Source organism: Paracoccus versutus (genome assembly GCF_000763885.1).
In the GTDB taxonomy this organism is placed as follows: domain Bacteria; phylum Pseudomonadota; class Alphaproteobacteria; order Rhodobacterales; family Rhodobacteraceae; genus Paracoccus; species Paracoccus versutus.
Genome location: NZ_JRKO01000009.1, coordinates 61338 through 75546 on the forward strand (window position 1 = coordinate 61338; position 14209 = coordinate 75546).

At 70.2% G+C, this 14209-nt stretch carries 11 protein-coding genes; 2 read left to right on the plus strand and 9 right to left on the minus strand.

Annotated features, from left to right (window positions below):
* Nucleotides 1-344: 344 nt before the first annotated feature.
* From IT40_RS05395 to IT40_RS05420, 6 genes are all read right to left on the minus strand, one after another.
* The gene (locus IT40_RS05395; protein WP_036751545.1) at nucleotides 345-959 is read right to left on the minus strand and encodes a queuosine precursor transporter; all 615 of its coding nucleotides are present in this window, start codon (nucleotides 957-959) and stop codon (nucleotides 345-347) included.
* Between the two features lie 97 nt (nucleotides 960-1056).
* Nucleotides 1057-2190 (minus strand): serine hydrolase domain-containing protein, encoded by a 1134-nt coding sequence (locus IT40_RS05400; protein WP_036751547.1) that lies wholly within the window; start codon nucleotides 2188-2190, stop codon nucleotides 1057-1059.
* A complete protein-coding gene (locus IT40_RS05405; RefSeq protein WP_036751549.1) occupies nucleotides 2187-3155 on the minus strand; it encodes an esterase-like activity of phytase family protein in 969 nt (322 codons plus the stop codon). Before IT40_RS05405 ends, IT40_RS05400 begins: the two co-directional genes overlap by 4 nt.
* Entirely contained in the window at nucleotides 3128-4000 is an 873-nt protein-coding gene (gene mepA / locus IT40_RS05410) for a penicillin-insensitive murein endopeptidase (RefSeq protein WP_036751551.1), read from the minus strand. Before mepA ends, IT40_RS05405 begins: the two co-directional genes overlap by 28 nt.
* Entirely contained in the window at nucleotides 3997-5355 is a 1359-nt protein-coding gene (locus tag IT40_RS05415; protein ID WP_036751553.1) for an MFS transporter, read from the minus strand. The genes mepA and IT40_RS05415 overlap by 4 nt, the downstream gene beginning before the upstream one ends.
* A gap of 67 nt (nucleotides 5356-5422) precedes the next feature.
* Entirely contained in the window at nucleotides 5423-5995 is a 573-nt protein-coding gene (locus tag IT40_RS05420) for an acyl-CoA thioesterase (protein ID WP_036751555.1), read from the minus strand.
* A 142-nt stretch (nucleotides 5996-6137) separates the two neighbouring features.
* Here IT40_RS05420 and IT40_RS05425 point away from each other — a divergent pair, with 142 nt between their 5' ends.
* Together IT40_RS05425 and recQ are read left to right on the plus strand one after the other, a co-directional pair.
* On the plus strand, nucleotides 6138-6431 hold the full coding sequence (locus tag IT40_RS05425) for a YggT family protein (RefSeq protein WP_036751557.1): 294 nt from the start codon (nucleotides 6138-6140) through the stop codon (nucleotides 6429-6431).
* On the plus strand, nucleotides 6431-8464 hold the full coding sequence (recQ, locus tag IT40_RS05430) for a DNA helicase RecQ (protein WP_036751560.1): 2034 nt from the start codon (nucleotides 6431-6433) through the stop codon (nucleotides 8462-8464). The genes IT40_RS05425 and recQ overlap by 1 nt, the downstream gene beginning before the upstream one ends.
* A gap of 492 nt (nucleotides 8465-8956) precedes the next feature.
* On the opposite strand, the gene IT40_RS05435 is transcribed toward recQ, so the two are convergent.
* From IT40_RS05435 to IT40_RS05445, 3 genes are read right to left on the minus strand one after another with little or no spacing between them, the layout of a single operon-like run.
* The gene (locus tag IT40_RS05435) at nucleotides 8957-12052 is read right to left on the minus strand and encodes an efflux RND transporter permease subunit (RefSeq protein WP_036751563.1); all 3096 of its coding nucleotides are present in this window, start codon (nucleotides 12050-12052) and stop codon (nucleotides 8957-8959) included.
* Nucleotides 12049-13149 (minus strand): efflux RND transporter periplasmic adaptor subunit, encoded by a 1101-nt coding sequence (locus tag IT40_RS05440; RefSeq protein WP_036751565.1) that lies wholly within the window; start codon nucleotides 13147-13149, stop codon nucleotides 12049-12051. The genes IT40_RS05435 and IT40_RS05440 overlap by 4 nt, the downstream gene beginning before the upstream one ends.
* Nucleotides 13146-14201 (minus strand): efflux RND transporter periplasmic adaptor subunit, encoded by a 1056-nt coding sequence (locus IT40_RS05445; RefSeq protein WP_036751568.1) that lies wholly within the window; start codon nucleotides 14199-14201, stop codon nucleotides 13146-13148. The genes IT40_RS05440 and IT40_RS05445 overlap by 4 nt, the downstream gene beginning before the upstream one ends.
* Nucleotides 14202-14209 lie beyond the last annotated feature (8 nt).

Below are 14209 nucleotides of genomic sequence, written 5' to 3' on the forward strand. Positions count from 1 at the left end.
GAGTATTTGGGGAACGAAGAAGCGCAGGCCCGGCTTCTTCGTTCCATAAATACCCGAACTGCCTTTCACGCTTCGCCAAGCATGCCCTGCATGCGCGAATGCCGAAGCAGCGGAAAATGGAACGGGCCGCCCCCCTGGAGAACGGCCCGCGAGATCCACGGAGATGGTCCGGTTAGGGTTGGTGCCCACCGTCCCAGCCAGGGTTTACGACCCTTGGGGCTGCCCTCAGGCCACGGCCCCCCTGACTGTCCCGACACCTCTCTCCAATATCACTCTCGACACTGGACCACCTCCTTTCAATAAGTTGCCTTATGGGGTCCAGCCTGCCACAGAACCTTTAACAGTCAATGAATTTGCGCGCGGCGCTGGATCAAATTTCCGACGACGATGCGGAAGGGCACGAGCGCCAGGACTGCCTGCGCAAGCTTCACCCCGCAGTCGGCCACTGCCAGCGAAACCCACAGCGGCTGGACAGGCCCCTGGCCCAGCAGCGGAACCAGTTCATTTGCCCAGGAAACATCGTCCGCCGGGAAGATCGGCGTCAGCTGCGAGGCAAAGGCGATGCTGAAGAAAACGGCAGTGTCGAGGATCGAACCGGCGACGCTGGCCGCCAGGGGTGGTAGCCACCAGTTGTATTTTCGCAACTGGTTGAAGACCGAGATGTCCATCAGCTGCGCCGAAAGGAAGGCCGCGCCCGAGGCTATGGCGATGCGCAGCGTGGTCTTGTCCAGCCCCGCGGCCACGACCGAGCACAGCACGCCGGTCACGAAGCCGGCATAGACCACCTTGCGCGCGGCGGCCGGGCCATAGACCCGGTTCATGATGTCGGTCACGAGGAAGGCGACCGGATAGGTCAACGCCCCCCAGGTCAGCCAGGAGCCCAGCAGATGCTGGACCAGGATGTTCGAGGCCACCACGACGGCGGCCATGGCGATGACGCCGGGAAGGATACGGGACATGTCTGGTTTTCCGTTTTGGCAAGGTCGCGGAGACTCGGCCCCGTCGGGGCAAGGCCGCATAAGCCCGCCGGGCCCTTCTGTCAACGGGCTTGCGGGTCTATAGCGCGGCCGCAGCGGCGATTTCCACCGCAAAGGCGCCGTTCATCCCCTCGACCGCGGTATTGGTCAGCGCGACCAGGCTGCGGCCGCGCGCGGGATCGACGATCCAGCAGTGGCCGTAGATGCCGCCCCAGCCGAGGCTGCCCTGCGGCAGGCCAATGCCGGCCGTCTCTGCATCGGTGACAACCGCGCCCGCCCAGGCATGGCCCCATCCGGCACCGCGCAGCGGATGGCGCTGGCGGATGCGGTTGCGCCGGGCCTCGGCGCGCAGGTTCTCGGCCAGGAAAGGGCCGTCGCACAGGGTTTCCAGCAGCGCCAGCGCCGCCTCGGCCGTCCCTGCCATGCCGCCGCCGCCCGAGGGATAGGCCGAGGGGTCGCGGATGCGCTCGGGCAGGTAGGCATAGCTTTGCTCGGGTTGCAGCGGATTGCGGACACGGGTCGGGCCGCACATCCGTTGCGGCTCGGGGCGGGCATCGGCGTAGTTCGCGGCCAGGTCCACGGCATCCGGGGCCTGGAAGCCGGCCTCGATGCCCAGGGGGCCCGTCACCAGCCGGGCCATGGCATCGGGCAGCGGCATGTCGGCCGCGGCCTCGATCACCGCGCCCAGCACATCGGTCGCCAGCGAATAGCGCCAGCGCGTGCCCGGCGGCCGGTCCAGCGGCACCGAGGCGATGCGGCGCAGGTTCTCGGCCAGCGAGATGCCGCTGTCGCCGATCCCGTCCGAGACCCCGGCGCGGGCATAGGGGCCGTCCGGCGGCTGGTTGAAGCCGTAGTCCAGCCCCGCCAGATGCGACATCAGCTGGTCCACGGTGATCGCGGGGCGGGTGCCGTCGGGCAGGGCGGGGGCGAAATCCGGCAGCCAGCGCGTCCCCCGGTCTTCGGGCGACAGCCGGCCCGCCTGCATCAGCCGCAGCGCCGCGACGGTAGTAAAGGGCTTCGAGACCGAGGCATAGCGCAGCCAGGTCGCCTGCCGCATGGGCCGGCCGGCCTCGCGGTCGGCCAGGCCGGCGGCGCGGGCATGGACCAGCCGGCCGCCCTGGGCCAACAGGACCACGCAGCCGACGATCCGCCGCTCGGCCAGCGCGCTGTCGACGGCGCGGTCCAGCGCGGCGATGCTGGCGGAAAGGCTCATTCCGCCACCCGGTACTCGACCAGTTCGGTGCGTTGCAGCCAGCCGAAATTATCGTCCGAGATCATGGTGATGCGGATGCCCTGCCCGTCATGCCAGACCGAGATCCCCTCGAGGTTGTCATATTGCAGCGGCCGCGATTCCAGCAGCACCCGTTCGTTCGAGACGCCGCTTTCCGACAGGTCGAAGCGCCTGACGCGGGTGCGGAAGCCCAGGAGGCCCTTGAAGTCGCGCTCCAGCAGGTAGAAGCGCCCGTCCGGGCCGATGTCGGCGCCGACCGCCAGCCAGTCGCCCGAGCGCGGGATCGCGAAGGGCTGGTCCCACTTGCCCTCCCGCCAGCGCCAGACCGGAAAGGGCCGGGTCAGCGCGCCCGACCGCTCGGGCAGGGTCAGCAGCGTGCCGTCGGGCAGGATCGCCAGCGCCTCCAGCGAGGAGTTGCGCTGCATCGCCTTGAACTCGGGCGGCCGGGGCAGGGGCTTGGCCGGGCTGTCGGGCGTGTCGTGGCGGGCGACGCGGGTCAGCCCCTCGAAGCTGATCCAGATCGTGCCGTCGGGGGCGATGGCCAGCCCCTCGCTGTCGCCCTGCCAGCCGGGTTTCAGCGGCTTGCCGGCGCTGTCGCGCAGATGGGCGCGGCCGGCCAGCTCCAGCCCGCGGATGCGGCCCTGCGCATCGCGCTGGACGCTGCCCCAGCGGATGGTGGCGCGGTCGGAAAGCGCGGTGAAGCGGCTGCCGTCGGCGCTGATCTCGATGCCCGAGAAGCCGCCGAATGTCTCGTCCTCCATCCGCCAGACATAGGTCGCGACATATTCCACCTTCGGCATGGGCGGAGGCGAGGGATCGGCCGCGCAGGCCGATGAGGCCGAGACAAGCAGCAGCGCCAGCGCAAGGCCCGGCAGGCGGCGGGGCCGCCCTGCCGCGCCGCCGGCCGTGCCGCCGCGCCTTAGCGGGCGGTGGCGACGACCTGGCATTGACGGGGCATCTCGCTTAGCCGGAAGCTGCGGGGGTGGCGATAGTTCGGATCGGGCGGCACCGGCTTGACCCGGCTGGGGTCGATGCGGTTCTTGATCCATTCCGCGGCCTCGGCGCAGCCGTCGCCGGGCGGCGGCACGTCCTGCTGCTGGCAGACCGAGCCCGCCGGGCAGGCCAGGCGGACGTGGAAATGATAGTCGTGGCCACCCAGCGGCCGGATCTTGCGCAGATAGCTGCGGTCGCCGGTCTCGGACTGGCACATCGCCAGCTTGGCGACCGGATCGACGAAGATGCGCTCGACCCGCGGGTCGCGGGCGGCGGCGCGCATGATCGCCATGTGACCGCCGCTCCACAGGCCCGAGGGCGCGGTGCCGGCCTTGTTCACCACCGATTGCGACGAGATCTTCTCGCGCTGCGCGGCGCTGAGGCGCAGGCTTTGCGGCGGCAGCATCCAGATGTCGGCATCAAGCCCCGACTGGTGGCTGGCATGGCCCGAGGTCATCGGCCCGCCGCGCGGCTGGCCCATGTCGCCGATGTAAAGCCCCTGCCAGCCGACCTGGCGCGCAGCCTGCGACAGGCCGATCAGGAAGCTGACCAGCTCGGGATGGCCCCAGTTGCGGTTCCGGGACAGGCGCATGGCCTGCCAGGTCGGGCCGGATTCCGGCAATTGCATGGCGCCCGAGACGCAGCCCTTGGAATAGAACCCGATCGAGACCGGGGCACCCCCGGTCGGGCCGGGGACGGCGCCGAAGACGTTGCGGGCCAGCGGGTCGGCCCCGGCGGGCTGGACCAGGCCAAGCCCGGTCAGCGCCAGCACGGCGGCGGTCAGGAATTTGCGGATCACTGCGCGGCCTCTCCTTTTGCTTTGACCCAACCTAGCAGAACCAGCGCCAGAAGGAACATCACGATGAGCGGAGAGATGCCGAGCCGTTGGCTTCCGGTCACATCCGTCATCGTGGCGATCAGCAAGGGTGCCAGGAAAGCCGTCGCCTTGCCCGACAGCGCGTAAAGGCCGAAGGCCTCGGTGGCGCGCTGGGGCGTGGTGTGGCGCACCATCATGGTGCGGCTGGCCGATTGCAGCGCGCCACCCGCGCCGCCGATCAGCACACCGCAAAGGAAGAACAGCACATCGGGCAGGCGCGAGCCCTCGGCCAGCGGCAGGCCCAGGATCTGCTGGCGGCTCATGCCGGTGATCAGGATGCAGACCGCGATCAGGACCAGCGTGCAGGCGACGATCACCGGCTTGGGCCCCCAGCGCCGGTCGGCGCGGCCGCCGATCCAGCTGATGACGGCGGCCGAGATGGCGCTGACCACGCCAAAGACCCCGGCCAGGAACACCGGCCAGCCCAGCACCGTGCCAGCATAGACCCCGCCGAAGGCGTAAAGCGCGTTCAGCGCATCGCGCGAGAACATGGACGACACCAGCCAGGCCGCCAGCGAATGCCGGTGCCGCAGGCTGGCCAGCAGCCGGCCCAGCTCTGCCATGGACGCGCCCAGCCGCAGCGGGCGGCGCGGCCCCCGCGTCTCTGGCACCCAAAGCGCAAAGGGGATCATGAAGACCAGATACCACAGCGCGGTAAAGGGCCCCACAGCCCGCGTGCCCTCGCGCAGCGCCGGATCAAGCCCCAGGACCGGCGCGATGCCCAGCATGGTGCGCCCGGTCTGCGCATTCTCGGCCAAAAGCAGCAGCACCATCGCCAGCGCGATCACGCCCCCCAGGTAGCCGAAGGCAAAGCCCGAGCCCGAGATGCGGCCGATCTCGCCATGCGGCGCCAGCCCCGGCAGCAGGGCATTGGTGAAGATGGTGGCGAACTCCATGCCGATCAGCCCGATGCCGAAGCAGACGATGGCCAGGTGCAGGTTCGGCTGGTCCGGCATCAGGAACCACAACCCCCAGGAGCCCGCCATGTAGAAGGCGGAAAAGATCCAGACCCAGACCAGCCGGCGCCCGCTGGTGTCGGCGATGGCGCCCAGCACCGGCGCCAGGAGCGCGATGATGACGCCGCAAATGCTCAGCCCGTAGCCCCAGAGCGACTGCGCCGCCGCCCCCGCCGCCTCGGGGGTCATGCCCTGCGCGGCATAGTGCTGGCGGGCGACCTCGGCGTAATAGACCGGGAAGATGAAGGTCAGCAGCAGCGTCGCAAAGGGCTGGCTGGCCCAGTCGAAGAACCACCAGCCCCAGATGCGTTTGCGTTCCATGCCACCCCTCTTGCCCGCCGGTGCTGCCGCCCGTCCCGCAGCCCGCGCGCATAAGGCCCCAGCCGGTTCAGGCTGGCAAGTCTGGATTGCGCTCGTCCGGCAGGATGGGCGGCAGCACCGGCGGCCAGGGCCGCCCGGCATCCGCCGCGATCCAGGCCTGCACCCAGCCCGGCAGTTCCGGGCTTTCCGGGTCGCGCCCGGCCGCCTGCATCAGCCGCGCCGGGGCGACGATGCCCTGGTCCGAGGTGATCGCCCCGCGCAGCAGCATGTGGTTGCAGCACTCGCCCCGCCGCCACATGCTTTGCTCCATGTAAAGGAAGCGCGCGTCCCAGCCCAGCGTGCGCGAGACCATGGTGAAGCGGTCGAAGGCCCTGATCCGGCGGCGATAGCGCACGGTATTGCCGGCCACGGTGATGCCCCAGCGGTTCTGCCGCATGGTGTCGATGATCCCGGTCCTGACCGCCATCGGCAGGCGCCCCAGGTCGTAAAGCGTCAGGGTGCGGCCGTTGTTCAGCTCGATCCAGGGGTCCAGATCCCAGGGCCAGCAGCGATGGGTCGAGACATGCGCCTCCAGCACCCCGATCCGGGGACTGCTGCGGAACTTGAGCATCTCCTTGGCAAAGCGGAGCATGGGATACATGGGCGGCCTCCCTTTGGGACGGCTGCGGGGCTAGCCTTGGACCGGCGGCGCGTCAATCGGAACGCTGCGGCGGCGATGCTTGCTGCTTGCGCAATGCGGATGCCTGCCTTACCTGTCCGGGGAACAGCCGGAAGGGGATGGAATGGGCACGCTCTACGAAGCCTTGATGCTGATACTCGACGTGGTCTGGTTCGTGATGATCGCCCATATCATCATGTCATGGCTGATCAACTTCCAGGTGCTGAACCTGCGCCAGCCGCTGATCTGGCAGATCTGGAGCGGGCTCAACCGCCTGCTGGAGCCGATCTACGGCCCCGTCCGCTCGATCCTGCCCAATACCGGCGGGCTGGACCTGGCGCCGCTGGTGGTCTTCATCGGCATCATCATCCTGCAGCGCGCGCTTGCCAATAACGCGGCCTGGTTCTACGGCTTCTGATGTCGGCCGCGCCCCTTCTGCGGCAGGTCTTCGGCTTCGATGCCTTCCGGCCGGGGCAGGAAGAGATCGTCGATGCCGTGGCCGCGGGCCGCGACGTGCTGGCGATCATGCCGACCGGCGGGGGCAAGTCGCTGTGCTACCAGCTGCCGGCGCTGATGCGGGACGGGCTGACGGTGGTGATCTCGCCGCTGATCGCCCTGATGCGCGACCAGGTGCGGGCGCTGACCGAGGCGGGCGTCGCCGCCGCCGCCCTGACCAGCGGCAATTCGGACGAGGAAAACAGCGAGGTTCTGCGCGCGCTGAACGCGCGCGAGCTGCGGCTGCTCTACATGGCGCCCGAGCGGCTGGCCTCCGGCGCGACCATCCCGATGCTGCGCCGCGCGGGCGTGCAGGCCATCGCCGTGGACGAGGCGCATTGCGTCAGCCAGTGGGGCCATGACTTCCGCCCCGACTACCTGCGCGTGGGCGAGTTGCGCCGGGCGCTGTCCGTGCCGCTGGCCGCCTTCACCGCCACCGCAGATGCGGAAACGCGCGACGAGATCGTCAAGCGCCTGTTCGACGGCGCGCAGCCGCAGATCTTCCTGCGCGGCTTCGACCGGCCGAACATCCACCTGGCCTTCCAGCCCAAGGACGGGCCGCGCCGGCAGATCCTGGATTTCGCCGCCGCCCGCCGCGGCCAGTCGGGCATCGTCTATTGCGGCACCCGCGCCAAGACCGAGACGCTGGCCGGCGCGCTGAACGAGGCCGGCCTTGCCGCCGTCGCCTATCACGGCGGCATGGAGCCCGACCAGCGCCGCGAGGTCGAGATGCGCTTCCAGCGCGAGGACGGGCTGATCGTGGTGGCGACCGTGGCCTTCGGCATGGGCATCGACAAGCCCGACATCCGCTGGGTCGCCCATGCCGACCTGCCGAAGTCGATCGAGGCCTATTACCAGGAAATCGGCCGCGGCGGCCGCGACGGCGCCCCGGCCGAGACGCTGACGCTTTACGGTCCCGACGACATCCGCCTGCGCCGCGGCCAGATCGACGAGGGGCTGGCCCCGCCCGAACGCAAGGCCGCCGACCACGCCCGGCTGAACGCGCTCTTGGGCCTGGCCGAGGCGACGGGCTGCCGCCGCGTCGCCCTGCTGCGCTATTTCGGCGAAGAGGCCGGGCCCTGCGGCAATTGCGACATATGCGACAACCCGCCCGAATGCTTCGACGCCACCGAGGCGGCGCAGAAGGTGCTGTCGGCCATCCTGCGCACCGGCCAGACCTATGGCGCGGGCCATGTCATCGACGTGCTGACCGGCACCATGACCGACCGCATCCGCAGCCGGGGCCATGACCGGCTGCCGACCTTTGGCGTCGGGCGCGACATGGCCAAGCCGCAATGGCAGGCGGTGATCCGGCAGATGCTGGGCCACGACCTGATCCGCCCCGACCCGGAGCGCCATGGCGGCCTTGCCATCACCGCCGCCGCCCATCCCGTGCTGCGCGGCGAGACGCGCATCACCCTGCGCCGCGACGCCATGGCCCGCGCGCGCCCCGCCGTGGTGGTCCGCGCCTCGGTCGACGAAGAGGACGCGCCGCTGCTGTCCGCGCTCAAGGCCAAGCGCCGCGCGCTGGCCGAGGCGGCGCGGGTGCCGGCCTATGTCATCTTCCCCGACCGCACGCTGATCGAGATGGCGCAGACCCGGCCCCGGACGCTGGACGAGATGGCGCGGGTGAACGGCGTCGGCGCGAAGAAGCTGGAAAGCTATGGCGAGGAATTCCTGCGCGTCATCGCCGGCGAGGTCGCGCCCATGCATCCCGCGCGCCGGGCGCTGGCTGGCCGTGCCTCGGGCGACCTGTTCGACCGGCTGGCCGAGGCGCAGTCCCGGCTGACGCGCGGCGAGGACGGCACCGAAAAGCCGCTCTCCGTCAGCAACTCCGCCCTGCGCCGCATCGCCGAGGACCGGCCGCGCGAGCTATCGCGCTATCTGGACGAGGCGCGGCTCGAGCGGTTCGGCACCGCCTTCGCCGCCGAGATCGCCGCCGACCCCGAGGGCTGAGCGGGGCCGATGTCTTGTCAGCCACTAGGCACCGCCTGCCAACAGCGAGGACCAGGCGGAGCCGTTCCCGTTGGCGCGCGGGCCCAGGCGGTTTCGCCGCGGTCGTGATCTTCGGCCCGTCGGCCGGATGGCCTTCACGGTGGCGGCACAGCCATGCGGGGCAGCGGCGGCCACGTCCCGCCGCGGCAAGGTCAAAGCCAGGATCCCGCCATGGCTGCGGGAACCTCTTCCCGCTTCTCTTGGCCCGGTGGATTCCGGCAGGGACATTGTCGCGACATCCGGGCGATGGGCGACCGTCCTTCCCGGCGGCACACGTCGCGGCCGGGTTCTGACCCGGCCTCCGCAATCCGGCCCCGACGCGGCATCCCGCGCATCTGCCCGCCCTGCGCAACAGGGCGAAGATGGGCTGCTGTCGCCGGACTCACGTCCAGGCGCCGCCGCGGACGGCAATCCGCATTGCGCCACCGGCCCCCTTCCCGCCCGCACCGCGCCTTATTCTTGCGCGGCGGCGCGGGCGCGGTCCTCGGGGTCCGGCATCGGGTCGCCCTCGGGCGGTCGGACCCGGAAGACGGCACAGTAAAGCGCCGGGACGAAGATCAGCGTGACCAGCGTGCCGGCGATGATGCCGCCCATCATCGCGAAGGCCATCGGCCCCCAGAACACCTGCCGCGAGATCGGGATCAGCGCCAGGCTGGCCGCCGCCGCCGTCAGCAGGATCGGGCGGGCGCGGCTGTCCGATGCCTCGAAGACCGCGTCCCATTTCGCGTGCCCCTTGGCGATCAGCTCCTGGATCTCATGCACCAGGATGACCGAGTTTCGGATCAGGATGCCGATCAGCGCCAGGATGCCCAGGATGGCGACGAAGCCCATCGGCACGCCAAAGGGCAACAGTGCCGCGACCACGCCGATCAGCCCCAGCGGAGCCGCGGCAAAGACGATCAGCGACAGCCGGAAGCCCTGCATCTGCACCATGACCAGCGTCGCCATGATCAGCAGCATGATCGGCACCACCGCGGCGATGGGCTGCTGGCTTTCGGCCGAGGTCTCGACCGTGCCGCCGACGACGACCTTGACGCCGGGCGGCAGGCCGGCCTGGAAGCGTGCGACCTTTTCGGCCAGCGCCTCGACCAGCGTGGCGGGCTGGTCCTTGCTGGCGATGGCGGCCTTGACCGTCACCGTCGGCAATCCGTCGCGCTGCATGATCAGCGGCTGCTCGGTATCGTATTCCAGCTTGGCCAGCGAGGCGAGCGGGATCGGCATCCCGGTCGGCGTCGCCAGTTGCAGGTTCTGGATCGATTCCAGCGATTCGCGATCCGCCTGCGAGCCGCGGGCGACGACGTCGATCAGGAAGATGCCGTCGCGCAGCTGGGTGATGGTCCGGCCGTTGAAGGTGCCCGAAAGCGCGCCCGAGATGTCCTCGTTGGTCAGGCCCAGCCGGCGGGCCTGGTCCTGGTTCACCTGCAGCCGCACCACGCGGGCGGGTTCGTTCCAGTCCAGCGCGATGTCGCGCAGCCGCGGCTCGGTCGCCAGCACCGCGGCCAGTTCGCGCGCCGCGTCGCGCGCCTGTTCCGGGTCGGGCGACGAGACGCGGTATTGCACCGGCTTGCCCACCGGCGGCCCGATCTCGAGGTTCTTGACATAGATGTCGGTACCGACCAGTTCGCGCCCGGCGAATTCGGCCAGCCGCGCCTTGAGCCGGTCGCGCGCCGCCAGGTCCGGGGTCTGGATCACGATCTGGCCCATGTAGGGACCGGGCGTGGGCACGTCCATCGACAGGATGAAGCGCGGCGCGCCGCGGCCGACATAGGTGGTCCAGAACTGCGCGTCCGGTTCCTCGGCCAGCATCGCCTCGATCCGGGCCATGTCGGCGTCGGTCTTGCCGATCGAGGCATTGGCGCGCTCGGTCACGTCCACGATGATCTCGGTCCGGTCCGAGGTAGGGAAGAACTGCTGCTCGACGAAGCGCATGCCCACGACCGAAACCGAGAACACGGCCAGCGTGATGGCGATGGTCAGCCATTGGTGGCGCATGCCCCACAGGAGCAGGCCGTGGAACTGCCGGCGCAGCCAGGTCGGCCGCTCGGACTTATGCGCCATGGTCGCGGGCAGCATGGTGACGCCCAGCAGCGGCGCGAACAGCACCGCGACGATCCAGCTGACGATCAGCGAGACGGCGATCACCACGAACAGCGAAAAGGTGAACTCGCCCGCCGCCGAGCTGTTCAGCCCGATGGGGATGAAGCCCGCCACCGTGACCAGCGTGCCGGTCAGCATCGGGAAGGCGATGGAGCTCCAGGCATGGCTGGCGGCGCGTTCCAGGCTGTCGCCCACCTCGAGCCGCGAGATCATCGTCTCGATGGCGATCATCGCGTCGTCGACCAGAAGCCCCAGCGCGATGATCAGCGCGCCAAGCGAGATGCGCTGCAGCGTGATGCCATAGATGTCCAGCACGATGAAGGTGATCGCCAGCACCAGGGGAATGGTCAGCGTCACCACCAGCCCGGCGCGCAGCCCCAGGCTGACGAAGCTGACCAGCAGCACGATGGCCACCGCCTCGGCCAGGGCCTGGACGAAATGGCCCACGGCCTCGTTCACCACATGCGGCTGGTCGGCGAACTTGGCCATCTCGATGCCGATGGGCAGGCCGCGGGCCACCTCGGCCATCAGCGCATCGACCTGCTCGCCGAATTCCAGGATATTGCCGCCCTCGCGCATGCCGATCTGAAGGCCGACCGCCTCCTTGCCGTTATAGCGAAACAGCGCGCTCGGCGGGTCTTCGTAGCCGCGCTGCACGGTGGCCACGTCGCCGATGTTGAAGAAGCGGTCGCCGACCCGCAGGTTCACCGCCGCGATCGCGGCCGCATCGTCGAACTGGCCGCCGACGCGCACCAGCACCTGCTCGGGCCCGGCCTGCACGATGCCCGAGGGCGAGATGGCGTTTTGCAGCGCCAGCGTCTGCACCACCTGGTTGTGGTTCAGCCCCATCGCCGCCAGCCGGGCCGAGGAAAACTCCAGGAAGATCCGTTCCTTGCGCACGCCCAGCAGCAGGGTCTTGCCCGCCATGGGCAGGGCCTGGACCTGCTTGCGGATGTCCTCGACCCGGTCGCGCAGCTCGCGCTGGGTAAAGCCGTCCGAGGTGAAGGCATAGATATTGCCGAAGACGTCGCCGAAATCGTCGTTGAACTGGAAGCCCTGGAACTCCTGCGGAAATTCCGGGCGGATGTCCGACATCATGCTGCGCACGCGCTTCCAGACCTCGGGCACCTGCGGGCCGCGGATCGTCGGGTCCAGCTCCAGGTAGACCACCGACTGCCCCGGCATGGTGACCGAGCGGGTGAACTTCAGCTCGTCGAGTTCCTCGAGCTTGGTCTCGATCCGGGTGGTGACCTGTTCCAGCGTGTCCTCGATGGTGGCGCCGGGCAGCGAGGCGCTGATCACCATGATCTTGATGGTGAAGTTCGGATCCTCTTCGCGGCCAAGGCGCAGATAGCCGAGCGTGCCCGCCACCATCGAGACGATCAGCAGGAACCACACCAGCGAACGGTGATGCAGCGCCCAGTCGGACAGGTTGAAGCCGCCTCTGGTCATGGTGTCACGCCTTGTCCCACGGATTGGCCCTCAGCCAAGGAATGGATGCCGCGGATCACCACCTCCTCGCCTTGGGCCAGGCCCGAGGCGACGGTGACGCGCCCGCCGATCGGCGGTCCCAGGGTCTCGATCCGGCGCAGGGCGACGGTGCCCTGGTCGCCGTCGCGGCTGACCACCCAGACATGCTGGGCGCCGTCGCGTTCAAGGATGCCGGCCTGGGGCAGGACCAGCCGCGCGGCGGCGGCGCCGGCGGGACGGGCCCGCACCAGCGCGCCCAGGCGGAAATCGGCATCCTCGCCAAGCGCCAGGTGGATGCGTCGGGTCCGGGTCGCGGCATCCGCCACCGGCTCGATCTGCGAGACCGTCGCCGGCACGATGCGTCCGGGGTCGTTTTCCGTCCAGACCTCATAGGGATCGCCCTGCCCCACGCGCGACAGCACGATGTCCGGCAGGTCGATCACCGCCTCGATGCCGTCCTGGGTGGACAGCCGCAGCACCGGCTCGCCGGCGCTGACCACGGCTCCGGCATTGACGAAAACCGCGCTGATCACCCCGGCAAAAGGGGCGCGCATCTCGGCGAAGCCCTCGGCGTCGCGGGCCTGGATCAGTTCGGATTGCGCCTGCTGCTCGGCGGCCTGCGCCGCGGCCAGCGCGCGTTCGGCCTGTTCCAGCTGCGCGGTCGAGGCGACGTTGCGGCTGGCCAGCGACCGCGTGCGCTCGGCCGTGGCCTGGGCGGTGCGCAGTTCCACCTGCGCCGCCTCGACCGCGGCCTGGGCGGCGCGGACGTCGCCCTGCAGGTCGTCGGGATTGAGCGTGGCCAGCACGTCGCCCTGGCGGACGACATCGCCGACATCGACATTGCGCGCGGTCACGCGGCCAAGGGTCTGGAAGCCCAGGGCGACCTCGATCCGCGCGGCGATCACGCCGGGGATGGAATGGCCGGCCGCCTGGGCGTCGCTGACCAGGATGCTGGCCACCGGGCGCGGGGCCGGGGCGGGCGCCTCGCCGGATTTCTGCCAGGGCCACGAGAAAGCGGCCGCGCCGCCGGCAAGCGCGACCAGGACCAACAGCGCGGACATCAGGGCCTTGCGCATCATTCCCCCTCTACCGCTGCATCCGCGACCACGCGGCCGGGATAAAGCATCTGCGACCCGGCCCCGACCACGGTCTGCCCCGGTTCCACCCCCACGCCCAGGATCACCGTGCCGTTGGCGAAACGCTCGATCCGAACCGGCGCCAGAGAGACGCGATTGTCATCCCCCACCAGCCAGACCGCCGGCTCGCCCTCCACCGAGGTCAGGGCCGTCCAGGGCACGGCGATGCCGCTGCCTGCGGGGAAATGCACCGCGCCCCGCACCGCCGCACCCAGCAGGCTGGCGGTCGGCGGGGCGTTCTCGATCTCGGCCCGCACCGTGACCGAGCCGGTGGCGGGATCGACCAGCGGCGCGATCTCCGTCACCTGCGCGGTCATGTGCAGGTCGGGAAAATCGATCCCAGTCAGCGTCACCGGCGCGCCGATCGCACCGCGCAGCAGCGGCGTGTCCGGACTTTGGAACACCGCCTCGCGCCCGGTGGCCGAAGCCAGCGAGATCACCGCCTGCGCCGCCCCGACGATCTGTCCCGGCTCGGCCCGGCGCGCAGTGACGATGGCGTCGCCGGGGGCGCGGATCACCGTATCCTCCAGCGCGCGCTGCGCCTGGCCCAGGGCGGAGCGCGCCTGCGCCAGCCCGCCGCTGGCCGCCGACAGAGCCTGGCTTGCCGCGTCAAGCGCGGCGCGCGTACCCACGCCGCGCTTCAGCATCGCATCGGCGCGCTGCAGCGCCTGGCGGGCCTGGGCCTCGGCCGCCTCGGCCGAGGCGACCGCCGCCTGCGCCACGCGCAACGCCTGTTCCTGCTGCACCGGATCGGTCCGCGCCAGCGGCTGGCCCTGGGTGACGCGATCGCCTTCGCGCACCAGCACCTCGATCACGCGGCCGCCCAGCCGGAAACCGACATCGACGCTGTCCTTGGCATGGACGGTTCCGGTCAGGGCGGCGTCAAAGGTCAGGGCGGCCTTCTCGACCTGCACGAACTCGACCCGCAGGGGGGGCTGGGCCATGGCCGGCGCCGCCGCGAAAAGCGCCAGGATCAGCGCAAGCAGGCGGGGCATCGCCCTGC